Source organism: Bradyrhizobium betae, assembly GCF_004123905.1.
GTDB lineage: Bacteria > Pseudomonadota > Alphaproteobacteria > Rhizobiales > Xanthobacteraceae > Bradyrhizobium > Bradyrhizobium betae_A.
Genome location: NZ_MZXW01000008.1, coordinates 110,299 through 135,174 on the forward strand (window position 1 = coordinate 110,299; position 24,876 = coordinate 135,174).

Annotated in this window: 14 protein-coding genes; 8 read left to right on the forward strand and 6 right to left on the reverse strand. The window is 64.0% G+C overall.

Going from position 1 to position 24,876, the window contains the following annotated elements; genetic code table 11:
• Positions 1-31 precede the first annotated feature (31 nt).
• The gene (gene malQ / locus B5V03_RS05185; protein ID WP_129268197.1) at positions 32-1,993 is read right to left on the reverse strand and encodes a 4-alpha-glucanotransferase; all 1,962 of its coding nucleotides are present in this window, start codon (positions 1,991-1,993) and stop codon (positions 32-34) included.
• A 204-nt stretch (positions 1,994-2,197) separates the two neighbouring features.
• Here malQ and B5V03_RS05190 point away from each other — a divergent pair, with 204 nt between their 5' ends.
• The 6 genes from B5V03_RS05190 to treY are packed head-to-tail and all read left to right on the forward strand — an operon-like array spanning position 2,198 to position 16,206.
• Positions 2,198-4,144 (forward strand): maltotransferase domain-containing protein, encoded by a 1,947-nt coding sequence (locus tag B5V03_RS05190; protein ID WP_129268198.1) that lies wholly within the window; start codon positions 2,198-2,200, stop codon positions 4,142-4,144.
• Positions 4,145-4,154: 10 nt separating this feature from the next.
• Positions 4,155-7,445, forward strand: coding sequence for a maltose alpha-D-glucosyltransferase (gene treS / locus B5V03_RS05195; protein WP_129268199.1), 3,291 nt, complete (start codon positions 4,155-4,157; stop codon positions 7,443-7,445).
• On the forward strand, positions 7,438-9,585 hold the full coding sequence (glgB, locus tag B5V03_RS05200; protein ID WP_129268200.1) for a 1,4-alpha-glucan branching protein GlgB: 2,148 nt from the start codon (positions 7,438-7,440) through the stop codon (positions 9,583-9,585). Before treS ends, glgB begins: the two co-directional genes overlap by 8 nt.
• Before the next feature lie 3 nt (positions 9,586-9,588).
• Entirely contained in the window at positions 9,589-11,667 is a 2,079-nt protein-coding gene (gene glgX / locus B5V03_RS05205; RefSeq protein ID WP_129268201.1) for a glycogen debranching protein GlgX, read from the forward strand.
• The gene (gene treZ / locus B5V03_RS05210) at positions 11,664-13,418 is read left to right on the forward strand and encodes a malto-oligosyltrehalose trehalohydrolase (protein WP_129268202.1); all 1,755 of its coding nucleotides are present in this window, start codon (positions 11,664-11,666) and stop codon (positions 13,416-13,418) included. Before glgX ends, treZ begins: the two co-directional genes overlap by 4 nt.
• 1 nt (position 13,419) lies before the next feature.
• Positions 13,420-16,206 carry a malto-oligosyltrehalose synthase gene (gene treY, locus B5V03_RS05215; protein ID WP_129268203.1) on the forward strand — a complete coding sequence of 929 codons (2,787 nt, stop codon included), beginning with the start codon at positions 13,420-13,422 and terminating at the stop codon, positions 16,204-16,206.
• Between the two features lie 3 nt (positions 16,207-16,209).
• Here treY and B5V03_RS05220 read toward each other — a convergent pair whose 3' ends face one another.
• Positions 16,210-16,527 carry a polyhydroxyalkanoic acid system family protein gene (locus B5V03_RS05220; protein WP_129268204.1) on the reverse strand — a complete coding sequence of 106 codons (318 nt, stop codon included), beginning with the start codon at positions 16,525-16,527 and terminating at the stop codon, positions 16,210-16,212.
• 181 nt (positions 16,528-16,708) lie between these two features.
• Between B5V03_RS05220 and B5V03_RS05225 the strand changes: the two genes are divergently transcribed.
• Positions 16,709-16,873: a DUF3309 family protein gene (locus B5V03_RS05225; RefSeq protein ID WP_007595743.1), complete on the forward strand. Its 165-nt coding sequence runs from the start codon at positions 16,709-16,711 to the stop codon at positions 16,871-16,873.
• 154 nt (positions 16,874-17,027) lie between these two features.
• Here B5V03_RS05225 and ligD read toward each other — a convergent pair whose 3' ends face one another.
• Positions 17,028-19,688 (reverse strand): DNA ligase D, encoded by a 2,661-nt coding sequence (gene ligD / locus B5V03_RS05230; RefSeq protein ID WP_129268205.1) that lies wholly within the window; start codon positions 19,686-19,688, stop codon positions 17,028-17,030.
• A gap of 118 nt (positions 19,689-19,806) precedes the next feature.
• Between ligD and B5V03_RS05235 the strand changes: the two genes are divergently transcribed.
• On the forward strand, positions 19,807-20,691 hold the full coding sequence (locus B5V03_RS05235; RefSeq protein ID WP_129268206.1) for a Ku protein: 885 nt from the start codon (positions 19,807-19,809) through the stop codon (positions 20,689-20,691).
• A 126-nt stretch (positions 20,692-20,817) separates the two neighbouring features.
• On the opposite strand, the gene B5V03_RS05240 is transcribed toward B5V03_RS05235, so the two are convergent.
• From B5V03_RS05240 to B5V03_RS05250, 3 genes are read right to left on the reverse strand one after another with little or no spacing between them, the layout of a single operon-like run.
• Entirely contained in the window at positions 20,818-21,507 is a 690-nt protein-coding gene (locus tag B5V03_RS05240) for a response regulator (protein WP_129268207.1), read from the reverse strand.
• Entirely contained in the window at positions 21,504-24,227 is a 2,724-nt protein-coding gene (locus B5V03_RS05245; RefSeq protein ID WP_129268208.1) for a sensor histidine kinase, read from the reverse strand. Before B5V03_RS05245 ends, B5V03_RS05240 begins: the two co-directional genes overlap by 4 nt.
• A gap of 40 nt (positions 24,228-24,267) precedes the next feature.
• On the reverse strand, positions 24,268-24,873 hold the full coding sequence (locus B5V03_RS05250) for a K(+)-transporting ATPase subunit C (RefSeq protein WP_129268209.1): 606 nt from the start codon (positions 24,871-24,873) through the stop codon (positions 24,268-24,270).
• Positions 24,874-24,876 lie beyond the last annotated feature (3 nt).

The window sequence follows — 24,876 nt, forward strand, 5'->3', positions numbered from 1 at the left end:
TTGGAAACTGCCCTTGGAAAATCTCGGCCGATCAACTCCCGCCGATCAGCGAACGTTCCCGCGTCGCGGCCTTCAAAGCCGCGAGATCGATCTTCGAGGCGATCTTGTCGAGTGTGACAGGCAGGCGCTGGCGCCAGTTCGGATGTTCGTCGATCGTGCCGGGGATGTTGGGCTGGTCGAGCACGCCGAGCAGATCCTCCAGCGACACCGCCAGGAGCCGCGACGGCGTGCGCGACAGGAAGCCGAGCACCGAATAGAGGTCGTTGGCGGTAATGCCGTTCTGGCGCAGGATCTCGTCGAGCGCACCGAGCGCATTCCAGCGGGCCTGGTCGTCCTCGCCGGGATCGAGCCCGAGCGACAGCTTCATCCTGAGATCGCTGAAGGAGCGCCAGCCTGCATAGGTGCAGAGATCATGCGTGTTCAGCGTCACCAGCGCGTTCGGCCGGTAGAAGTCGATATTGCGGAAATGGCCGGCATCGTCCCGCTCGAACATCATGACGAGGTAGGACCAGATGCCGAAATCCTGCATGGTCTCGCGGAAACCTTCCGGCACGGTGCCGAGGTCCTCGCCGATCACGATGCACTTATGCGCCGCGCTCTCGCGCGCGATCGCGCCAAGCAGGGCCTCGAACGGCATCTGCACATAGGCGCCGTTATCAGGCTTGAAGCCGCGCGGCACGAGATAAAGCCGCTTCAGCCCGAGGACGTGATCGATCCGGATGGCGCCGGCATGGCGCATCGAGGCTGCCAGCATGTCCGCAAACGGCACGAAAGACTGCGCTTCGAGGCCGCCCGAGTTGAAGCCGGCGAGCCCCCAGTCCTGGCCTGCGGTGTTGAGCACGTCGGGCGGCGCGCCGACGGCGAGATGGCGCGAGATCGCGGTCTGCTCGTTCCAGGCATCGAAGCCGTTGGACTGCACGCCGACGGCGACGTCGAGATAGAGCCCGACACGCATGCCGAGCTGGCCCGCCAACTCCTTGGCCGCATGCAATTGGCTATCGGCCGTCCATTGCACGAATTCGACGAATTCGACCTCGTGTCTGTCGGGGCCGTTGCGCAGCTCCGCGCATTTGGCCTCATCCGGCTGCTGCCATTCCACCGGCCATTCCCACCACGGCGCCGTGAAGCGATGGCGCAGCACTTCGAAGCAGGCAAAGCGGGACAACAACGGCGCGCGCTCGGCCCGGAAGGCGTCGAACTGGTTGCGGCGGACACCGCTCGCACTCTTCACAAAGCTGTTGAAGGCCGCGCGCAGGCCCAGCCATTTCAGCGCCGCCATGTCGGCATAGGGGACGCGGTCGCCGTCACGCAGCCGCGCGGCGGTTGCGGTGGCATCAGGCACGAGATCGGCGGAATATTCCGGGATCGCCTCGACGTCGATATAGAGCGGATTGAGAAACAGCCGGCTGTTCGGCGAATAGGGGCTGCAATCGGCCGGGTGATTGTCGAACAGGACATGCAGCGGGTTGAGCCCGACACCGTCGGCGCCGAGTTGCTTGGCGAGCCGGACGAGGCCGGCAAGGTCGGTGAAATCGCCGATGCCCCAATTGCGATCCGAGCGGATGCTGTAGAGCTGGACGGCGAGCAGCCAGCCGCGGTCGAAATCGCCACCAAAGGCGCGCTCGGGTGCCACGATCATGGGCACGTCTTCCGTTGCTCCTTCGGCGTCGGTCAGCGTCAACCGGTGATAACCGAGCGGCAGGTCGGCGGGCCAGGCGATCACGGGCTCGCGCGTCTCGCCTTGTGCGATCAGATTGCCGTTGCCGGTGATGCCCCATTTCAGCGGCGGCGCGCCGATGGCCGCCAATTCGGTGCGCGCATGTCGCAAGGCACGCACCACGACGGGCCCGCCGACGAAGCGATAGACCCGCTTCTCCGGCAGGGCGTCGAGGATGGATTGGAGCGCCTCGGGCGCGGTGACCCGCAACTTTCCGAGGGCGTCTACGAATTCGGACTGAACGCCCTTGATCTGGGCTTGAGCTAAAAGATCCATTCGGCACGCAGCTTGCAAGCCAGTTTCTGGCCGGGGGTATCGATTTTAACGAGGCGGTGGAAGACGTTAGTCAGGGTCAACTCGCCAACCGCGCTGGCCGTTCCCTGGGGAACCAATGACACACAAGCGGCTTTCTATATAGGTATAAAGCGTAGGTTCCCGACAAGGGAAACGGGCTCCTGCTTTCTTGTCAATGGCATCACCGTGAACAAGACAATTCAAACTGTCGAGAGTGCCGCAGCCGGCAGCACTTTCATCATCGAGGACGTCTATCCCTTGATCGACGGCGGCCGCTTCGCCGTGAAGCGGATCGCGGGCGAGCGTGTCGAGGTCTGGGCCGACATCTACCGCGATGGCGACGCCGTGGTCAGTGCCGCACTGATCTGGCGCCGCGAGCAGGACCGGGAATGGCGGAGCGAGCCAATGACGCCTGACGGCAATGACCGCTGGTCCGGCGCGTTCACGCCCCATGAGCCCGGCCCATATGTCTACGCGATCGAAGCCTGGACCGACGAGTTCGCGACGTGGTCGCACGCCGTCGCGCGAAAACAGCGCAGTGGTGCCGATATCAGCCTCGATGCGATCGAGGGCGCCGGCCTTCTGACCAAGGCGCATGGCGCGCGGCAGGACGCCGCAGAGGTCATTGTCAGGCAATGCGACGATTATCTTCAGACCGGCGATGTGACCCCGCTGCTTTCAACCGAGCTCGGCGAAGCCATGGCCGACAGCCAGTCGCGGCCCGACCTGACCCGCTCGCCACTCTTCCCGCTGGTCATCGACCGTGACAGAGCGCGCTTCGGCGCCTGGTATCAGATGATGCCGCGCAGCCAGAGCCAGATCTCCGGCCAGCACGGCACGCTCCGCGACTGCATTGCGCGCGTGCCTGACATCGCCGCGATGGGCTTTGACGTGCTCTACTTCACGCCGATCCACCCGATCGGCAAGACCCGCCGCAAGGGCCGCAACAATGCACCGGTGGCAAGCGAAACCGATCCTGGCTCGCCCTATGCGATCGGCAGCGCCGAAGGTGGACACGATGCGCTGCATCCCGAACTCGGCACGATCGAGGATTTTCGCGCGCTGGTCGCGACCTGTCTCGAATACGGCCTCGAGCTCGCGCTCGACTTTGCCGTGCAATGCTCGCCGGATCATCCCTGGCTGACGCAGCACCCGGAATGGTTCAAATGGCGGCCGGATCGCTCGGTGCGGACGGCCGACGGCCCCTACTCGGACATCATCATCCCCGATTTCGCCTCGGTCGATCGGGCCGGGCTGTGGAACGCGTTCCGCGATGCCATGCTGTTCTGGATCGACCATGGCGTGACCATCTTCGCCATCGACAATCACGACACCGCGCCGCTGCCGTTCTGGGACTGGCTGATCGGCGACATCCGCCGCCGGCATCCCGAGGTGATCCTGTTCTCCAAAACATATGCGCGGCCGAAGCTGATGAAGGGACTCGCAAAACTCGGCTTCGCGCAATCCTTCAGCTATTTCCCCTGGCGCACGACGAAGTGGGAGCTGGAGCAATATTTTGGCGAGCTGACGGGCTATCCCGAGCGGGATTTTTACCGGGCGAACCTGTTCGTGAACACACCGGATTTGTTGCCCTATCATCTCCAGAGTGGAGAGCCCTGGGCGTTCAAATCCCGCGTCGCGTTGGCAGCCACACTGTCCGGCAATTTCGGCATCTTTGGTGGATTCGAGCTGCTTGAACACGAGGCTGTGCCCGGCCGCGAAGAATATCTCGATTCCGAAAAATACCGGATCAAGCAGCGCGACTGGGACAAGCCCGGCAACATCAAGCCCTACATCGCCGCGCTCAACCGCATCCGCAACGACAACGCAGCGCTCCAGCAGACCGCGAACTTGCGTTTCCTCAATATCGAGGACGGCGAGACGATTGCCTTCGCCAAGGAGGCGGCCGATCCCGCCAACACCGTCGTCGCGGTCATCGCCCTCTCGCGCCATGTGCGCGAGTTCTGGTTGCCGCTCGGCGACCTCACCATCGACGTTGGCGGCGAGCGCCGCCACGTCACCGCACTCGAAAATCTCCTCACCGGCGAACAGTCCCGCATCGAATGGGGCGGGATCAGATTGCGCATCGATCCCGACCGCGATCCGGCGCTGCTGTTCCGCTGCCTGGCGTAAGGATCACGCCATGAACGTTTTGTCTTCCGTCGACACCCAGAAAGCCGAGGCTGCCGAGATCGTGGATGAGCTCTGGTACAAGGACGCGATTATCTACCAGCTCCACGTCAAGGCGTTCGCCGACAGCAACAATGACGGCATCGGCGATTTCGCAGGCCTGACCGAGAAGCTGCCCTATCTCCAGGAGCTCGGCGTCACCGCACTGTGGCTGCTGCCGTTCTATCCCTCGCCCGGTCGCGACGACGGCTACGACATCGCCGACTACGGCGCGGTCAATCCCGATTTCGGGACGATGAAGGATTTCAAGCGCTTCATTCAGGAAGCGCAGAAGCGCGGCCTGCGGGTCATCACCGAGCTCGTCGTCAACCACACCTCCGACCAGCACAATTGGTTCAAGCGCGCACGCCGCAGCCCGGCAGGCTCGAGCGCCCGCAACTGGTATGTCTGGAGCGACACCGACCAGAAATACCAGGGCACGCGGATCATCTTCACCGACACGGAGAAATCCAACTGGACCTGGGATCCCGAGGCCGGCGCGTTCTACTGGCATCGCTTCTTCTCGCACCAACCGGACCTCAATTTCGACAATCCGCGCGTGGTCAGCGCGCTCATCCAGGTGATGAAGCGCTGGCTCGATGCCGGCGTCGACGGCTTCCGCCTGGACGCGATTCCCTATCTCTGCGAGCGCGAAGGCACCTCGAACGAGAACCTTCCCGAGACGCATGCGATCATCAAGCGCCTGCGCCAGGAGCTCGACTCCTACTCCAAGGGCAAGCTGCTGCTGGCCGAGGCCAACCAATGGCCGGAGGATGTGCAGGAATATTTCGGCCGCGGCGACGAATGCCACATGGCCTATCACTTCCCGCTGATGCCGCGCATCTACATGGCGATCGCGCAGGAGGACCGCTTCCCGATCACCGACATTCTGCGCCAGACGCCGGACATTCCGGCGAGCTGCCAGTGGGCGCTGTTCCTGCGCAACCATGATGAGCTGACGCTGGAAATGGTCACCGACGTCGAGCGCGATTATCTGTGGTCGACCTACGCCAACGATCCGCGCGCGCGCATCAATGTCGGCATCCGCCGGCGCCTCGCGCCGCTGATGGACAATGACCGCCGCAAGATCGAGCTGATGAACTCGCTGCTGCTGTCCTTCCCCGGTACGCCGATCATCTATTATGGCGACGAGATCGGGATGGGCGACAACATCTACCTCGGCGACCGCAACGGCGTACGCACGCCGATGCAGTGGAGCCCGGATCGCAATGGCGGCTTCTCACGCGCCGATCCGGCACGCCTCTATGCACCGCCGATCATGGACCCCGTCTATGGCTATGAATCGGTGAACGTCGAGGCGCAGTCGCGCAGCCTGTCGTCGCAGCTCAACGCCACCAAGCGGCTGATCTCGGTGCGCAAATCGACGCTCGCCTTCGGCCGCGGCACCATGACCTTCATCCGTCCTGCCAATCGCGCCGTGCTGGCCTATGTCCGGCAGTATCGCGACGAGGTCATCCTCTGCGTCGCCAACCTGTCGCGCGCAGCACAAGCGACCGAGCTTGATCTGTCACCGTGGAAGGACCGCATCCCGCAGGAGATGCTGGGACGCACGCGCTTCCCTGCGATCGGCGAGCTGCCCTACATGATCACGCTGGGGCCCTACGGCTTCTACTGGTTCCAGCTCACCGAGCGCGACAAATCCGAGCCGGTGACACCGCGCGCGGTGCCGGAATTCGAGACGCTGGTGGTGCCGGTCAATTCGAACTGGGTGTCGCTTGCGCGCGAGCGCGGCATGTTCGAGCGCGACGTGCTTCCGGGCTTCCTGTCGCGGACACGCTGGTATCCCGAACACAATCCCAAGCACATCAAGGCCACGCTGACCTCGGCGGTGCCTTTCAGCGACATCGGCGACAACAGACCCTGGATCGCGTTTTTCGAGACCACACGGGACGATGTGACCACGCGCTACGTGCTGCCCATGCAGATCGAATGGGTGCGCTTCGACCGCGAACGCTTCAACCCCAAAGCGCTCGCCGCCGTACGCCAGGGTGCACGCGAGGGCACGCTGCTCGACGTCGCGACCGATCAGATCTTCATCGGGCTTTTCCTGCGTGGTCTTTCGCAGAACCTGGTGGTGGACGAGAACAATCTGCGGCTGGAGTTCAAGGCCACCAGCAGATTCGCCGATTACACCATCAAGGAGCCTGGACGCATCCGCGCGATCGAGCAGTCAAACAGCACGGCGCTGGTCGACAACCAGTACGTCGCCAAGATTCATCGCCAGCTCGAAAGCGGCATCAATCCCGAAATCGAGATCGGCTGCTACCTGACCGAGGTCGCCCGCTTCGCCAACACGCCGGCGCTGCTCGGCAGCGTCGAGCTGGTCGAAGGCGATGGCCGCAGCGCGCTGGGCGTGCTGCACGCCTATGTCGAGAACCAGGGCGACGGCTGGACAGTGACCAACGGCTATCTCGACCGCTATATCGACGAGCAACGGTTGGCGCCGGTTGGCGAAGCGCGCCGCGAAACCCAGGAGCAGGCGCCTTACCTGCACTTCGTCGCGCAGATCGGCCGGCGGCTCGCGGAACTGCATGTGGCGCTGGCCGCGGCGAAGCCCACCGATCTCGCCCCGGAGCCGATCGGCTCCGCCCATATCAAGCGCTGGGTCTCCGACCTCAAGGCCCGCGCTGAGCGGGTTGTCGAGCGGCTGGCCGACAGTCGCGACGGCCTGCGCGAGGCCGACCGGCCGCTGGTCGACCAGCTCGCCGCGATCCGCGCGACCCTGCCCGACCATTTGAATGCGCTCTTGCCTTCCGGGATCGGCGGGTTGAACATCCGTCATCATGGCGACTTCCGCCTCGGGCAAACTCTGATCGTGAAGGACGACATCTTCATCATCGATTTCGACGGCGATCCGCGCCTGCATCTGGCCGACAAGCGGCGCAAGCTGCCTGCCGCGCGCGACGTCGCCGGCCTGATCCGCTCGATTGATCTTTCGGTTAACGCAGCTCTTAACCGCGCACTCACTGGCGCCTCCGACGAACACGACCGGCTTACGGCAGCGCTGGGCGAATGGCGCGAAGGCGCAACGGCGACGTTCCTCACAGCCTATCGCGAGGCCATGACCGATCGGCTTCTGTGGCCGCAAGAGCGGAAGGCCGCGGACGGCCTGTTAAGGTTTTTCCTGCTTGATCAAGCGTTCGACGAAGTAGAGTACGAGCTGTCCCACCGGCCTGAGGGGCTCCATGCGCCGCTGACCGGACTGCTTCGCATTCTGTCCAATGAAAGCGAAGCCCATGCCTAAACTGCCAGCCGAGGCCTATGCGATCATCGAGGGCCGCCACTCCGACCCCTTCCACTATCTCGGGCTGCATCCCGAGGGAGGCAAGAGCGTGGTGCGCGCGTTTCTGCCCGAGGCGTCCAATGTCGAGGCGGTGGGCGAGCATGGCGAGGTCGCGAAGCTCGACCGCGTCCATGATGCCGGCTTGTTCGTCGGCGCGCTGCCCAACGGTTCGAAGCGCTATCAGCTGCGCGCAAAATTCGGCGACAAATTCGTCGAGTTCGAGGATGCCTACCGCTTTCCGCCGATCCTGACCGACTTCGACCTCTACCTGCTCGGCGAAGGCACCCACCAGCGCCTCTATGACAAGCTCGGCGCGCATCCGATGACACTCGAGGGTATCGACGGCATCGGCTTTGTGGTGCTGGCGCCGAATGCACGGCGCGTGTCCGTGGTCGGCGATTTCAACTTCTGGGACGGGCGGCGACATCCCATGCGGGTGCGCGGTGCCGGCTATTGGGAATTGTTCATCCCCCACGCCAAGGCCGGCGACCACTACAAGTTCGAGATCATCGGGCCACGCGGTCATCTGCTGCCGCTGAAATCCGATCCCATGGCGTTCGCGAGCGAGGTGCGGCCGAAGACGGCGTCGATCGTGTTCGACGAGGCACATCTCGCGCGGCCGCGCCCGGCGCCCGACGGCATCAACGCGCTGTCAGCGCCGATGTCGATCTACGAGGTCCATCTCGGCTCGTGGCGGCGCAAGAACGGCGATGAATGGCTGACCTATCGCGAGCTTGCCGAACAGCTGCCGGCCTATGCCCGCGACATGGGCTTTACCCATCTCGAATTCCTGCCCGTCAGCGAGCATCCGTTCGACGGCTCATGGGGCTATCAGCCGACCGGGCTCTATGCACCGACCAGCCGCTTCGGCGGGCCTGAGGATTTTGCCGCGCTGGTCGACGCTTGCCATCGCGAAGGCGTCGGCGTCCTGCTCGACTGGGTGCCCGGCCACTTCCCGGATGATCCGCACGGGCTCGGCAGCTTTGACGGCACCGCGCTCTACGAGCACGCCAATCCGCTCCAGGGCCGCCACCTCGACTGGGGCACGCTGATCTACAATTACGGCCGCACCGAAGTGACGAACTTTCTGGTGTCGAACGCGCTGTTCTGGCTGGAACGCTACGCGATCGATGGGCTGCGCGTCGATGCGGTCGCCTCCATGCTCTATCTCGACTACAGCCGCCCGCCCGGCGCCTGGATTCCGAACCTGTATGGCGGCCGCGAGAACATCGAGGCGGTCGCGTTCCTGCGCCGCTTCAACACCGAGCTGTTCGCGCGCTTCCCGCAGGCGACTACGGCGGCGGAAGAATCCACCGCGTGGCCGCAGGTCTCGCGTCCGGTCGAATTCGGCGGGCTCGGCTTCGGCTACAAGTGGAACATGGGCTGGATGCACGACACGCTGAACTACATCAGCAAGGATCCCATTCACCGCAAGCATCATCACGGCGACATCCTGTTCGGCCTGCACTACGCGTTCTCGGAAAACTTCATCCTGCCTCTGTCGCATGACGAGGTCGTGCACGGCAAACGCTCGATCCTGGGACGGATGCCTGGCGACGAATGGCAGCGCTTTGCGAATCTGCGCGCCTATTACAGCTTCATGTTCGGACATCCCGGCAAGAAGCTCTTGTTCATGGGCGCGGAGATTGCGCAAAGCCGCGAATGGAATCACGACCAATCGCTCGACTGGCATCTGCTCGAGTACAAATATCATTCCGGCATCCAGGCGCTGATCCGCGATCTCAACCGGCTCTATCGCGCCGTGCACGCGCTGCATCAGATGGATTGCGATCCGGCCGGCTTCGAATGGCTGATCACGGATGACGCCAACCGCAACGTCTTCGCCTGGCTGCGCAAGGGAATTGACGAGCACGCGCGGTGTCTGGTGATCGTCAACTTCTCCCCTAACGTCTATCGCAACTATCGCGTTCGCGTACCCTTTGCCGGCAAGTGGAAAGAGGTGTTCAATTCGGACTCCGCCCATTATGGCGGCACCAATGTCGGGAACATCGGCGAGGTTCAGACGGTTGACGGCAAGACGCCCGAGCTTCGCCTCACCATCCCGCCGCTCGCCGCGATCTTCCTCGTTCCGGAAAGCTGACCGATGCGCCTGACTGCTGGATCGCCCGCACGCCTCGGTGCAAGCTGGGACGGACGCGGCACCAATTTTGCGCTGTTCTCGGCTAATGCGCAGAAGGTCGAGCTCTGCCTGTTCGACCCGCAGGGGCGCCGCGAGCTCGAACGTATCGAACTGCCTGAAAGAACCGAGGACGTCTGGCACGGCTATCTCAACGACGTCTCGCCGGGCCAGCTCTACGGCTATCGCGTGCACGGTCCCTACGAGCCCGAGCATGGCCATCGCTTCAACGCCAACAAGCTGCTGCTCGACCCCTATGCCAAGCGGCTCGCGGGACGGCTGGTCTGGAGCGATGCGCATTTCGCTTATCGGACCGGCAGCCCGCGCGAAGACCTCTCGTTCGACCGGCGCGACAACGCGCGCGGCATGCCGAAGGGCGTCGTCGTCGACGAGACTTTTAATTGGGGGCGGCGCGAGATCCGCCCCAATATTCCGTGGGAAGACACCATCATCTACGAGGCGCACGTCAAGGGCCTGACGCAGAAGCGCGACGACGTTCCGCCGAATCTGCGCGGCACTTACGGCGGGCTGTCGTCGCCGGCGATGATCGAGCATCTGAAGAAACTCGGTGTCACCACCGTTGAGCTTCTTCCGATCCACGCCTTTGTCGACGACCGGGTTCTAGTCGAGAAGAAGCTCGCCAATTACTGGGGCTACAACACGCTGTCCTTCTTCGCGCCCGAGCAGCGCTACGCCCAGGACAACGCGCTCGATTCCTTCCGCACCACGGTTGCGCGCCTGCACGATGCCGGCATCGAGGTGATGCTCGACGTGGTCTACAACCACACCGCCGAGGGCAACCATCTCGGCCCGACGCTGTGCTACCGCGGCATCGACAACGCGTCCTATTACTGGCTGAACCGCGAGAACCCGCGCTATTACGACGACTTCACCGGCTGCGGCTCGTCGGTGAACCTCACCCATCCGCGTGTGCTCCAGATGGTGATGGATTCGCTGCGCTACTGGGTCGAGGTCTGCCATGTCGACGGCTTCCGCTTCGACCTCGCCACCACGCTCGCGCGCGGGGCGAACGGCTATGATCGCGGCAGCTCGTTCCTGACCGCGATCCGGCAGGACCCGGTGCTGGCGGCGGTCAAGCTCGTCGCCGAGCCTTGGGATCTAGGTCTCGGCGGCTATCAGGTCGGCGCATTCCCATCGCAATGGTCGGAATGGAACGACCGTTATCGCAGCGCCATGCGGCGCTACTGGAGCGGCGAAGGCAGCCTGATCGGCGACATCTCCAGCCGCATGACGGCGTCGTCCGACCTGTTCAACCATGACGGACGGCGGCCGCGCGCCAGCATCAATCACATCACCGTGCACGACGGCTTCACGCTGGCCGATCTCTTCAGCTATAACGAGAAGCACAACGAGGCCAACGGCGAGGACAATCGCGACGGCTCCAGCGACAACCACAGCAACAATTGCGGTGTCGAGGGGCCGACTGACGATCCCAACATCCTCGCGCTACGCCGGCAGCTTCGCAAGAACGTGCTGGCCTGCCTGATGCTGGCGCAGGGCGTTCCACTGATGCTTGCCGGCGACGAGGTCGGAAATTCGCAATCCGGCAACAACAACGCCTATTGCCAGGACAACGAGGTCGGCTGGGTCGGCTGGGACAATCTCGGCAAGGACGACGACGACATGGTCGATTTCGTCGCCGATCTCGCCGACATCCGCCGCCGCTTCTCGCAGCTGCGCAGCCATCGCTGGCTCGACGGCCGGCCCAAGGACGGGCTCTCCTACGGCGCGCTGTGGCTGACGCCCGCAGGCGACGAGATGACGGAGAGCGACTGGAAATTTCCGGAAGGCAGGTTCCTCTCCTATGTGATGGGGCCGATGGAACCGGGGCGCGCCGCGATCTTTATCGTACTGAACGCCGCCCCCGAAGAGATCGCATTCAGATTGCCCAAAATGCCCGAATACAAGAGCTGGCAGCAGATCCTGAACACGACGGATGCCAAGCTGAACAGCGTTGATTTCCTGCCCGGAAGCGACAGCAAGGCGCCGCCGCGCTCCGTGCTCGCCTTCGCGGGGGCGCTATGAGGCCATCCTTCGGGGCGAGGCCGATCCAGGACGGCGTGTCGTTCCGGCTGTGGGCGCCCGGCGCGCGACGCGTCGATCTGCTGCTCGACCGAAGGCACGCGATGCAGCGCCGGCAGGATGGCTGGTATGTCGCCGAGATCTCAGGCCTGCCGATCGGCAGTGAATACAAATTCAGGATCGACGACGAGATCGACGTGCCCGATCCGGCATCGGCTTTCCAGCCAGAGGACGTGTTCGGCCCGAGCGAAGTGATCGATCACGATGCCTTCACATGGCGCGCGAAAGACTGGCGCGGCCGTCCGTGGGAAGAGACGGTGCTGATCGAGACCCATGTCGGCACTTTCACTGCTGAGGGCACCTACCGCGCCATGATCGACAAGCTCGATCATCTCGCCGCGACCGGAATCACCGCGCTGGAATTGATGCCGCTGGCCGATTTCGCCGGCCGCCGCGGCTGGGGGTATGACGGCGTGTTGTGGTACGCGCCCGACAGCGCCTATGGCCGGCCGGAAGACCTGAAGACGCTGATCGACGAGGCGCATCTGCGCGGGCTGATGGTGTTTCTCGACGTCGTCTACAATCATTTCGGTCCCGAAGGGAATTACCTCGGCCGCTACGCACCGACCTTCTTCACCGACGCGCATACGCCCTGGGGCAGCGCGATCGATTTTCGCGTAGCGCAGGTACGCGCCTTTGCGGTCGAGAATGCGCTGTCCTGGTTGACCGACTATCGCTTCGACGGATTGAGGCTGGATGCCGCCAACCACATCATGGCGGTCCCCGGCGAGCAATCGATGCTGCAGGACCTCAGCGTCGCCGCCGGCGAGCTTGCCAAGGCGACGGGGCGGCAGATCCATCTCGTGCTCGAGAACGGCGACAACCGCGCCAGCCTGCTCGATGCCGCGCAGGATCCGCCGAACGGCAAATATCGCGCCCAGTGGAACGACGACTATCACCACGTCTGGCACGTGATGTTGACGGGTGAGCTCGCCGGCTACTATGCCGACTATCAGACCCCGCGCATGGACCTTGCGCGCGCGCTCGCTTCCGGCTTCGTTTATCAGGGCGAGATCTCCGAGTTCTGGGGCAAGAAGCCGCGTGGCGAGGCGAGCGGCACGCTGCCGCCGGCGACTTTCGTCAACTTCCTGCAGAACCACGACCAGATCGGCAACCGACCGCTCGGCGATCGGCTCGAAAGCCTGGCATCGCCACAGCAGATCGAGGCGGCGCTCGCAGTGACGCTGCTCGCGCCGATGGTACCGATGCTGTTTCAGGGCGAGGAATGGGGCTCGACGGTGCCCTTCCCGTTCTTTTGCGATTTCCAGGGCGGCCTGGCCGATGCCGTGCGCAAGGGGCGCAAGCAGGAATATGCCTGGGCGTACGAGAAGTATGGCGACGAGGTGCCGGATCCGCTCGATCCCGCAACGATGCAATCGGCTGTGCTCGACTGGACTGACCGCACGCCGGAGCAGAAGGAGCGGCTTGCGCTGGTGCGTGACTTGCTCGCACTCCGCGGCAAAGAGATCGCGCCACGGCTGAAAGGGGCGAGATTCGGCGATGCCGCGGCGGCCGACAACGGCCTGCTCACCGCACATTGGCGTATGGGCGATGGTGCGACGCTGCGCCTTGTCGCCAATCTCTCGGACAAGGATATCGCGCGGCCCGACGGCGCTACGGGCACGACGCTCTGGGGCGTCGCAAGCGGCGACCGGCTCCCGCCCTGGTCGGTGATCTGGCATCTCGGAGGTTAGCATGCCTCCTGCCATTCCTCTTGCGACCTACCGGCTTCAGCTCACCACGGATTTTGATTTCGACAAGGCCGCTGCCGTTGTGCCTTATCTCAAGTCGCTGGGGATCACGCATCTCTATACTTCGCCGGTGATGAAGGCGCGCAAAGGCTCGACCCACGGCTACGACACCGTCGATCACAGCCAGTTCAATCCGGAGCTTGGTGGCGAAGCCGGCTTCGTGCGGCTGAGCGAAGCGCTCAAGCAGTACGACCTCGGACTCATCATCGACTTCGTGCCCAACCATGTCGGCGTGCATTATGCCGACAATCCCTGGTGGCTCGACGTGCTGGAATGGGGACCGACTTCGCCGCACGCAGTCGCATTCGATATTGACTGGGATCTGCTGCCCCACCGCGCCCGTGGCGGCGTACTGCTGCCGATCCTCGGCTCGTCGTATGGCGAAGCACTCGAACGCGGCGACATCGAGTTGCGCTACGATTCCAGGGAAGGCAGCTTTTCGGCGTGGTATTTCGAGCACCGGCTGCCGATCGCGCCGGAGCGATATGGCGAGCTGCTGCGGATGATCGTGAAGGAAGCGGACGCGACCGAGACCGAGGCCGGCAAGCGCCTGCTCTCGCTCGCGGCGCACTACACGGGATTACGCCGTCCCAACCGCAAGGAAGCGCCCGGCTTCAAGGCGGAGCTGACGGAGATCGCAGGCGCTGCCGACATCATCAGTCACGGCCTCGCTGCCTACCGCGCCGGCAAGGACCGCCCGGCACAGACTTTGGCGCTTCATCATCTGCTGGAGCGACAGCACTACAAGCTCGGGCACTGGCGGCTGGCGTCCAGCGACATCAACTATCGCCGCTTCTTCGACGTGAACGGGCTCGCGGGCCTGCGCGTCGAGGACGCGAGCACCTTCGCCGCCACGCACCGGCTGGTGAAGCAACTCGTTGCGGACGGCAGGCTGCAAGGCATCCGCCTCGACCACATCGACGGCCTGCGCGATCCCGCACAATATTGCCAGCGGTTGCGTCGCCTCGTGCGCGACGCGCAGGGCAACGCAAAGCCGTTCTACACGGTGATCGAAAAGATCCTGTGCGAGGACGAGAAACTGCCGCATTTCGCTGGCGTCCAGGGCACCACCGGCTACGAGTGGATGAACGTCATCACGCAAGTGCTGATCGATCCCAAGGGGCTGGACGCGCTGGACGAGACCTGGCGGCAGATCAGCAACCGCTCGCCGCGGCTTGCGCCTTTCGTCAAGGACGCCAAGCGGCGCGTGCTGGAGACGCTGCTGACCAGCGAATTCACCGTGCTGACGCGCCTGCTCGCCCGCATCGCCAACGGCCACTATTCGACCCGCGATTTTTCCGCCGACAGCCTGCGGCAGGCGCTCGAACTCTACGTGCTGCATTTCCCGGTCTACCGCACTTATCTGACGCATAGCGGCCCGAACGCCCTCGACCGCAAGCTGATCGACGACACCATCGCGCGCGCCCGCGCGGAATGGTTCGCCGCGGACGAAGGCATCTTCGACTTCCTGCGCGATGCCCTGACCATGGACCTGCTCAAGCCCGGCCGCCCGCCGCACAGCACCCCGCGGGTGCGCCGCTTTGCACTGAAGGTGCAGCAGTTCACCGGGCCGGTGATGGCGAAGTCGCTGGAGGACACCGCGTTCTATCAATTCCACCGGCTGCTCGCCTTGAACGAAGTCGGGGGCGATCCCGCGAGCACCGGCCTCACCATTCCCGCCTTCCACGAGGCCATGCGGGCCCGCGCCAAGGAATGGCCGCAAGGGATGACGGCGACCGCAACCCACGACACCAAGCGCGGCGAGGACGCGCGGGCACGGATCGCGGCGTTGAGCGAAATTCCCGGCGAATGGACCAGCGCGGTTTCGCGCTGGAAGGTCCTCAACGCGCCGCACCTCGCGCTCAACGGCAATCTGCGCGCACCGTCGGCAACGTTCGAATACATGCTCTACCAGACACTACTCGGCGCCTGGCCGCTTCAGGGGCCGGCCGACGCCGGCTTCGTCGAGCGTATCCAGGCTTATGCGCTCAAGGCCGCGCGCGAGGGCAAGGAAGAGACGAGCTGGCTCAATCCGCATGAGGCCTATGAGAGCGGCATCAAGAGTTTCATCGCTGAGATCCTCGATCCCGCGCTGTCAGGCGAATTTTTGGACGCGCTACAGACCCTCGCCCGCCGCGTTGCGCTGCTCGGTGCGCTGAACTCGCTGAGTCAGATCACGCTGAAGGCCACGCTGCCCGGCGTCCCCGACTTCTACCAGGGCACCGAATTCTGGGACCTGTCGCTGGTTGATCCCGACAACCGCCGCCCGGTGGAGTTTGCTGCGCGGCAAGCGGCGCTGGCGTTACTGGAAGCACCGGATTGGCGCGCCTTGATCAAGAACTGGCCGGACGGCCAGATCAAGCTGGCCTGGACGCGACACCTCCTCAAGCTGCGCAACGAACTCGCCGACGTTTTTGCGCAAGGCGATTACCAGCCGCTTGAGGTGCGCGGTGCGCACGCCAATCACGTCATCGCCTTTGCGCGTCGGCACGGCCGAGCCGCGGCGATCGTGGTGGCCGGGCGCCAATTCGCGCCGTTCACGCAGGCGGGACGGGAATGGCCCGCGCTCGAGGCTCTCGACGCCACCATCGACATCACCGGCTACACCGCACCGGGCCTTGCCGGCAGCGAATTGCCGCTCGCACAGGCCTTCGGCTATTTTCCCGCCGGTGTCATCGAGGCCCGCGCAGCAAGCGCCATCAGGCCTGCCCGGCAGCGCGTGCGCGCCTGAGATCTACTTCCCGCCGTCCTTCGTCAGCAATAATTGCCCGCGCTTGCGGATCGCCGCCTGCGCCATCTCGGCAAAGCGCTGCAACAGCCACGGCAGTACCACCTCGACCTTCACATGATCGTCGGCGACATCGACCTGCCCTGTCGCGATCTGACCGAGCGCCCGGATACGAAAGGCCAGAGTGTCGCCGCTCCAGCGCTCCTCTTCGACCTGCATCACGGGAATACTCGCTGCGGCGCGGCCGAGCCCTGTCTTGAGCCGGCGCACCGCCTCCTCGCGGCCGAGACTGTGCGGAATGGAGACGACAAGCGGTGCTGACATGATCCCTCCCCGGGCTGGTTGATCCTCATCTAGTCATGCCGGATGAAGCAGCAAAGGTTCCATGCAACTTGAACCTGTGGCCCCGTTTCAAATCCGGAACTTTAAAACCTGCGGCAAGTTGCCCTCGCACCACGGGACAGGTGCAAGCGACCCTTTCAACAAAGGGCTGGAGGAGATTGTTATGTCTATCGGTACGATCATTCTGATCATTTTGGTCATCGCGCTGCTCGGCGGCTTCAGCGGTATCGGCGGCGGTCCGTTCTACGGCACCGGCTATTACGGCGGCGGCGGCCTCGGGCTCGTCATCGTTATTCTGCTGATCTTGCTGCTGCTGGGACGAATCTAGGCAAGAACTCGTAGGGTGGGCAAAGGCGCAACGCGCCGTGCCCACCTTTTCTCTGAAGGACGCAGATGGTGGGCACGCTTCCGCCTTCGCTCTTCGAGCTACGGCAGACAAGTCGCTTTGCTCACCCTACGGGAGTTGCGCCCGTAGCAAAAACCTATTTCACCTTCCCCGCCAGCTTCTTCATCGCCGCCTTGATCGACGCGGCCGCATCGTCATAGCCCTCCCACGCCTTCGACCGCACCAGCAAACCCGGCACAGTCCGCACCGTATAGCGCTTCGGATCGAGATCACCCTTCACCTGCGCCCAGGTGACCGGCATCGATACGGTCGCGCCATCGCGCGCACGCGGTGACAGCGGCGCCACCGCGGTCGACATCCGGTCGTTGCGCAAATAATCGAGAAAGATCTTTCCGTTGCGCAGCTTCTTGGACATGTTGAGTAAATAGCGCTCTGGATCGTCATCGGCCATCCACTGGCAGACCCCTTGCGCGAACGCTTTTGCCTCTTTCCAGCTCACCCTGTCGCGCGCGCCATGGAGCAGCGGCACCACCACATGCAGGCCCTTGCCACCAGTGGTCTTGCAAAAGCTTTCCATGCCGAGGTCACTCAAGCGCTGCCGCATCTCCTTGGCGGCGTCGACGACATCGGCAAACTCGACGTCCGGCGCGGGGTCGAGATCGAACACCAGCCGGCCCGGCGTGTCGTAGGCGTTCTCGGCACAATTCCAGGGGTGCAGCTCTACGCCGCCGATCTGCGCGACAGCGGCGAGCCCCTCGACGCGATCGATCTGCAAGTACGGCTTGCGATCGCCTGAAACCTTTGCGAGCGCGAGCAGGTTCGAGCTGCCCTGCATGGCATGGCGCTGGAAGAACCTTTCGCCGCCGATGCCGTCCGGCGCACGCACGATCGAACAAGGGCGGCCTTTGATATGCGCGATCATCCAATTGCCGACCGCCTCGTAGAAGCGCGCAAGGTCGAGCTTCGTGACGCCCTCGCCGTCGCCTCCGTCGGGCCACAGCTCCTTGTCCGGCTTCGAGATGACAACGCCCATGACCTCGGCCGTGCCGGTGTCTTTCGACCGCTTCGCTGTCTTAGTGACGCGTTTCCCGGTCGAGGGCTTTGCGAGTGCGGTATCGGCAGGCTTTTCTGCCTCGACCTCCTCGGCCGGCTTATCCTGCCGCAGACCCTTGAATGCGGCTTGGCGAATATTGCCGTCCGCGGTGAAGCCCGCAAATTCGATCTCTGCGACGAGTTCCGGCTTGAGCCAATGCACGTCCCGCGTCTTCTTCGGCGCGTTCTTGCCGCCGAACGGACTTTCGCTGGCCTCCATCGCCTTCAGGGATGGCATAATGCGCTTGACCTTGTCGGCACCAAATCCAGTCCCGACCATGCCGACGAAGGCGAGATGGTCATCGCGATGGACGCCCGCCATCAGCGAACGGAACTTGCCATTCGTGGTCTTCCAGCCGCCGATCACGACCTCATGGCCGGCCCGGCATTTTGCTTTTGTCCAACTCTCCGTTCGTCCCGATCGATACGGCGCATCGAGCTTCTTCGACACCACGCCTTCGAGCTCGAGCTTGCAGGCTGATTGCAGCACCGCGTCGCCGCCGCTCTCAAAATGCTCGACATAGCGGATCTGGCTCGCTTTCTTCTTGCGCGCCGCCAGCAACTCCTTGAGGCGCTCCTTCCGCTCGCCAAGCGGTAGCCGGCGATAATCGAGGCCCTCGGCGAACAGCAGATCGAAGGCAAAGAAGATCAGGTCTTCGGTCTTGCCATCCGACAGCGCAGCCTGGAGCGAAGAGAAATTTGGCGCGCCGTTATGGTCGAGCGCGACGATCTCGCCGTCGATCATGGCGTCGGGCAGCGCTCCCGCCTCCTTCGCGATCGACGCAAACTTGTCGGTCCAGTCGAGGCCTTTGCGCGTCTTCAGCGTCGCCTTGCCGTCCTCGACCCGGAGCTGCACGCGATAGCCGTCGAACTTGATCTCGTGGCACCACCCCTCGCCGGCCGGCGGGCGCTCGACCGGCGTGCAGAGCTGCGGCGCGACGAAGTCCGGCATCTCGGAGATACTTTTGGCGGTCGTTGCCGTCGTCGCTTTTTTCTTTGCAGTCTTGCCGCTCTTCAACGCCGCGCGAGGCGCCGGCTTGACGGTTCGCCCTTTGGTCTCTTCAACGCGGTTGGATTGCCAGACGGCATCGGCCTTGCCCGTGCCCTTCGCCAGCATGAAGGGCTTTGGCGCGCGGCCCTTGCCATCGGCGATCTGCTCCATCGCACGGCCGGAGGCGACGGACTTGTCCTCGCTAAGAATGTCCTCGTCCTCACTGGCATATTCGTCGCGATGCTTGATCAGGAGCCAGTTGGTGCGCTTTTCGCCGCCACGGTTACGCATCCGCACCAGCACCCAGCTTCCATGCAGCTTGTCGCCATGCAGCGTGAACTTGAGATCGCCTTTCTTGAAGCCGCGCTCAGGATCTTCGGATTCCCAGGTGCCACGGTCCCACAGCATCACCGTGCCGCCGCCATACTGCCCTTCCGGAATCGTGCCTTCGAAATCGCCATAGTCGAGCGGGTGGTCCTCGACCTCGACGGCCAGCCGCTTGTCATGCGGGTCGAGCGAGGGGCCCTTGGTCACCGCCCAGGATTTGAAGACACCGTCGAATTCGAGGCGGAGATCGTAATGCAGCCGGGTCGCATCGTGCTTCTGGATCACGAAACGGCGCTGCTTCGATGGCGCCACGGCGGTCTTACCCGACGGCTCGGGTGTCTTCTCGAAATCACGCTTCCGTCGATAAGTGGAGAGTTTCTGCAGCACGAGCGGTCCCGCTTTTCCTTCGGGAATTCAAGCCTAACATGCCCAAAGTCCCATCCGGAACCAAAACCCTGTGGGAGGGTTGGGGTTCCAAAATGCCTTGAAAACGCTGGAGAATGGAATGGCCCCACGCGCCTATTGGAAGGGAACGTTGAAACTCTCGCTGGTCGGCTGCCCGGTCGTCCTTTATCCCGCGACCACCGCCGCCGAGAAGACGCGATTTCATATGATCAACCGCGAGACCGGTAACCGGCTCAAGCAGCAGATGGTGGATTCCGAAACCGGCGACGTGGTCGAGGGCGAGGACAAGGGCCGCGGCTACGAGCTGCGCAAGGGCAAATATGTCGAGATCGAGCCCCAGGAGCTCGAAGCGGTCCAGATCGAGAGCAACCACACCATCGACATCGAGAGCTTCGTGCCTAGCGAGGAGATCGACCAGCGCTATCTCAACCATCCCTACTACATCGCGCCGGACGGAAAAGCCGCCATTGACGCCTTTGCCGTGATCCGCGACGCCATGAAGGACCAGGATCGCGTGGCCCTCGCCAAGATCGTGCTCACCAACCGCGAGCACATCATCGCGATCGAACCACTCGGCAAGGGTCTGCTCGGCACCACGTTGCGCTTCCCCTACGAGCTGCGCGACGAGGACCAGTTCTTCGACGACATCAAGAGCCCGAAGATCACCAAGGACATGGTCGAGCTCGCCGGCCACATCCTGCACAGCAAGGCGTCGCATTTCGACCCGAGCAAGTTCAAGGACGAGTACGAGACCGCCCTGAAGGCGCTGGTGAAGCGCAAGGCCAGCGGCAAGAAGATCGAGCTGCCTGAGCCCGAGGAACGGCCGAGCAATGTCGTCAGCCTGATGGACGCGCTGAAGCAAAGCCTGAAAGGACGCGGCGGAAAGAAGACGGCGGCGAAGTCGCATGCACGCCGCGCGACCGGGCGGCGGCAGGCCGCGAAGAAGACGCACCGGTCGACGGCGGGGCAGAGGAAGGCGGGCTGATTTAGGCCGTCGTTGATGCCGCTCCCGTAGGATGGGGTGAGCTCTTGCGAAACCCATCACGCGTCAGCGAACGCAGAGACACGATGGGTTTCGCAAGAGCTCACCCCATCCTACAGATCTGCGGGATCAATCCCCCGCCTTCAGCCGGTACCCGATCCCCGTCTCCGTCAGCACATATTGCGGGCGTTCGGGGTCGGCTTCGATCTTCTGGCGGAGCTGGCGGACATAGACGCGGAGATATTGCGCGTCGGTCAGCTCGTCCCAGAGCTCCTTGAGCAGGAAGCGATGGGTGAGCACCTTGCCGGCGTGCTGCACCAGCACGCGCAGGAGATCATATTCCTTTGGCGACAGCTTTACATCGCGCTCGCCGAGCTTGACGATGCGGCGGACCAGATCGACGGAGAGATCACCGGTGCGAAACACCGGGCGCTCGCCCTGCACCTGGAGCTGATGGCGCAGCGCGGCGCGCAGGCGCGCCAGCAGCTCGTCCATGCCGAACGGCTTTGTCAAATAATCGTCGGCGCCGAGATCGAGCGCCTGCACCTTGCCGGCCTCGTCGCCACGGCTCGACAGCACCACGATCGGCACCGCCTCATTGCGGGCACGGATGGTGCGCAGCAGCTCATGACCCTGGATGTCGGGCAGGCCGAGATCGAGGATGATCAGCGCGGGCTCCTCGGTGAGCTTCTCCAGCGCGGTCTTGCCGTTCGACGCTTCCAGGATCTCATAACCCTGTGTCGAGAGGCCCATCCGCAGCAATTTTCGGATCGGCGGCTCGTCATCGATGACAAGAACCTTGATCGGGGCAGCACTCATGCGGCGGTATCCAATGCGTGGGTCTGTGCCGGGACGGGCAGACGGATGGTGAGAACGGCGCCACTGCGGTCGCTGCGGTTAGCGGCCGAGATCGTCCCCCGCATCGCTTCGACGAAGCCGCGGGAAATGGCGAGCCCGAGCCCGGTGCCGGGACGGACGTGATCGCCCTTCTGCGCGCGGTAGAACTTGTCGAACACGCTTTCGAGCTCATCGGGCGGAATGCCGTCGCCTTCATCAGTGACCTCCAGCGTCACCTGATCGCGCTCGCGTCGGCCCTTGATCGAGATCGTGGTCTCGGGCGACGAATATTTTGCGGCATTGTCCAGCAGATTGAACAGCACCTGCTCGAACAGCACGGCATCGAGCTGCAGCATCGGGAGATCGGCCGCCAGCAACAGTTCGACCTTGTGCGCGGTGAGGATCTTGGCTGCGCGACGCAGCGCGCTGCCGACGATCTCGCCGAGATCATGCAGCGCCGTGTTGGGCACGATGGCGCCGGACTCGAGCTTGGTCATGTCGAGCAGATTGGCGATGAAGCGGTTGAGCCGCTCGGATTCGTCGATCACGGTCGCAAGCAGATCGCGCTTCTCGGTGTCGGACAAGGCACCGGCCAGATCGCGCATGGTCGAGGCGGCGCCAAGAACCGAGGCGAGCGGTGTCTTCAAATCATGCGAGATCGAGGTCAGCAGCGCCGAGCGCAGCCGCTCGGATTCGACCGTGCGCTTGACGCGGTCCATGTCCTCCACCAGCAGCACGCGTTCGATCGCCAGCGCGCCCTGGTCGACCAGCGCGTCGAGCAGCCGGCGCTGGTCCGGCGTCAGCAGCGGACCGGGACGGTCGTTGTCGATGCCGATGACGCCGATCGGGCCGCGCCCGGTGCGCATCGGCAGGAACAGCCGCTTTGCGCCCGGCAGCGTGTCCGAGCCGCGGCCTGCCGTGCGGTCGTTGCTCCAGGCCCAGTTGGCGGCGGCGAGGTCGGCCTGGTCGAGCTGGTCCTCCGGCGGATAGCCGGATTTCACCGTGAGCAGGCCGTCCTCCGGCAGCAGCAGCACGACGCGCACCTTCAGCATCAGCGCGATCTGATAGGCGCTCGCCCACAAGACGTCGTCGAGCGTGGCGGTGCCGGCGAGCTTCCGGCTGAAGGCATAAAGCTGTTCGGTGGTCCTGATGCGCCCGATCGCGGTGTCGGCCTGCGTGCGGACCCGCCCCGCAACATTCGACACCACGAACGCAATCAGCATGAAGAAGAAGAAGGCCGCGACATTGGTCGGATCGGTGATGGTGAAGGTGTAAACCGGCGGCAGGAAAAAGAAATTGTAGGCCAGCGACGCCGCGACGCTCGCGAGCAGCGACGGCCAAAGCCCATAGCGAACGGCAACGGCCACCACCGCGGTGAGGAACATCAGGTCGACGTTCTCGACACCGAAATACGGTTTTATGACTACCGCTGCCGCAAGGCCGAGCGCCGCAATGCCGAGCGCCTTCAAATAAGGGCGTGGATCGAACGGCTCCGATCGCGCCGCGGTCTGCACCGTCGTCTTGGGCGCCGCCTCGTCGGAGAGCTCGTCGCCGGGGATGACGTGAACGCTGATATTGCCGGCGCGGCGAACCAGATCGTGCACGACCGAGCCGCGCGTCATCTCGAACCAGCGCGACCGCGTCGATTTGCCGATCACGATCTGGGTGACGTTGTTGCCTTGCGCGAAATTGATGACGTCGTCGGCAATGCGGCGGCCGACGGCCGGAATGGCGAGCGCCTCGCCGCCCAGCGATTCCGCAAGCCGTAGCGTATCGGCCAGCCGGTCGCGTTGTTCGTCGGACAATTGCAGCGATCGGCGTGTCTCGATCGAGATCGCCGTGAAAGGCGCGTGCAGCCGGTCGGCCAGCCGCTTGGTGTAGCGGACGAGCCCGGCCGCGCGCGGATCCTCGCTGACGCAGACCAGGATGCGCTCGCCCGCGGCCCAGGGGCCGGCGATGGCGTTCGCCTGCATGTGGGTGAGAAGCTGCTCATCGACCCGCTCGGCCGTGCGCCGCAACGCAAGCTCACGCAGGGCAGTGAGATTGCCCGGCGAGAAATAATGCTCCAGCGCCCGCTCGGCCTGCTTGGGAACGTAAACCTTGCCTTCCCGCAGCCGCTGGATCAGATCGTCGGGCGTGAGATCGATCAGTTCGATCGCGTCGGCGCGATCGAACACCGAATCCGGAACGGTCTCGCGCACCCGGACATGGGTGATCTGGGCAACGACGTCGTTCAGGCTTTCGATGTGCTGGATGTTGACCGCGGTGTAGACGTCGATGCCGTGGGAGAGCAGCTCCTCGACATCGAGATAACGCTTGGGATGCCGGCTGCCGGCCGCGTTGGTGTGGGCGAGCTCGTCAACCAATGCGATCTTCGGGCGCCGCGCAATCACGGCGTCGAGGTCCATCTCCTCGACCGTCTGGCCACGATAGTCGAGCTCCTTGCGCGGGATCACTTCCAGCCCCCGCACCAGCGCCTCGGTCTCGGCGCGTCCATGGGTCTCGACGAATCCAACCACGACATCGACGCCGGCCTTGCGCTTGGCGTGGGCGCTCAGCAGCATCTCGTAGGTCTTGCCGACGCCGGGCGCGGCTCCGACGAAGATCTTCAGCTTGCCGTTCGCGCTCTCCTCCCGGCGCGCGGCTTCCAGCAGCGCCTCGGGAGACGGACGTTGTTCGGGATCGCGGCGCTCTCGGACCATCAGGCCAATATAATCATCTGGGCGCCGCGAGCCTAGACCGCTACTTCGCGGGTGCACGATCCAGCGCGAGGTTCAGCGCCAAAACGTTAACCCTGGGTTCGCCGAGCAAGCCGAACAGACGGCCATGGACGTTGGAAGCCACAAGCTGGTTCACTGCCTCCTCCGGCATATTCCGGGCCTTGGCGATACGCGGCACCTGGAATTGCGCGGCCTCTGGCGAGATGTCGGGGTCGAGGCCACTGGCCGAGGTGGTGACGAGGTCGACCGGCACCGCTGCGTTCGGGTTTTCGGCCTTCAGCTTGTCCACATCCTCCTTCAGCCGGTCGGCGAGCGCCTTGCTGGTCGGGCCGAGATTGGAGCCGCCGGAGTTGGCGGCGTTGTAGGGCGCCGACACCGTCTTGGTCGAATCATTCGGGTCGGGCGCCAGCGTCGCCGAAAGACGGCCGTGGAAATATTTGTCGTCCTTGAACTCCTGCCCGATCAGGGCGGAGCCAACGACCTTGCCGTCCTTCTCGACCAGGCTGCCTTGCGCCTGCGCGGGAAAGATCGCGCCGGCAATGGCGGTCATCGCGAGCGGATAGGCTAGGCCCGTGATCGCGGTGAGCACCAGCAACAGGACGATGGCGGGGCGAATTTCTCTGAGCATGTG

Coding starts and splice junctions, on each gene's coding strand:
- malQ (WP_129268197.1), bottom strand. CDS start 1,993: ATGGATCTTTTAGCTCAAGCCCAGATCAAGGGCGTTCAGTCCGAATTC.
- glgX (WP_129268201.1), top strand. CDS start 9,589: ATGCGCCTGACTGCTGGATCGCCCGCACGCCTCGGTGCAAGCTGGGAC.
- B5V03_RS05240 (WP_129268207.1), bottom strand. CDS start 21,507: ATGAGTGCTGCCCCGATCAAGGTTCTTGTCATCGATGACGAGCCGCCG.
- glgB (WP_129268200.1), top strand. CDS start 7,438: ATGCCTAAACTGCCAGCCGAGGCCTATGCGATCATCGAGGGCCGCCAC.
- B5V03_RS05220 (WP_129268204.1), bottom strand. CDS start 16,527: ATGTCAGCACCGCTTGTCGTCTCCATTCCGCACAGTCTCGGCCGCGAG.
- treZ (WP_129268202.1), top strand. CDS start 11,664: ATGAGGCCATCCTTCGGGGCGAGGCCGATCCAGGACGGCGTGTCGTTC.
- treS (WP_129268199.1), top strand. CDS start 4,155: ATGAACGTTTTGTCTTCCGTCGACACCCAGAAAGCCGAGGCTGCCGAG.
- B5V03_RS05245 (WP_129268208.1), bottom strand. CDS start 24,227: ATGGTCCGAGAGCGCCGCGATCCCGAACAACGTCCGTCTCCCGAGGCG.
- B5V03_RS05225 (WP_007595743.1), top strand. CDS start 16,709: ATGTCTATCGGTACGATCATTCTGATCATTTTGGTCATCGCGCTGCTC.
- treY (WP_129268203.1), top strand. CDS start 13,420: ATGCCTCCTGCCATTCCTCTTGCGACCTACCGGCTTCAGCTCACCACG.
- B5V03_RS05235 (WP_129268206.1), top strand. CDS start 19,807: ATGGCCCCACGCGCCTATTGGAAGGGAACGTTGAAACTCTCGCTGGTC.
- B5V03_RS05250 (WP_129268209.1), bottom strand. CDS start 24,873: ATGCTCAGAGAAATTCGCCCCGCCATCGTCCTGTTGCTGGTGCTCACC.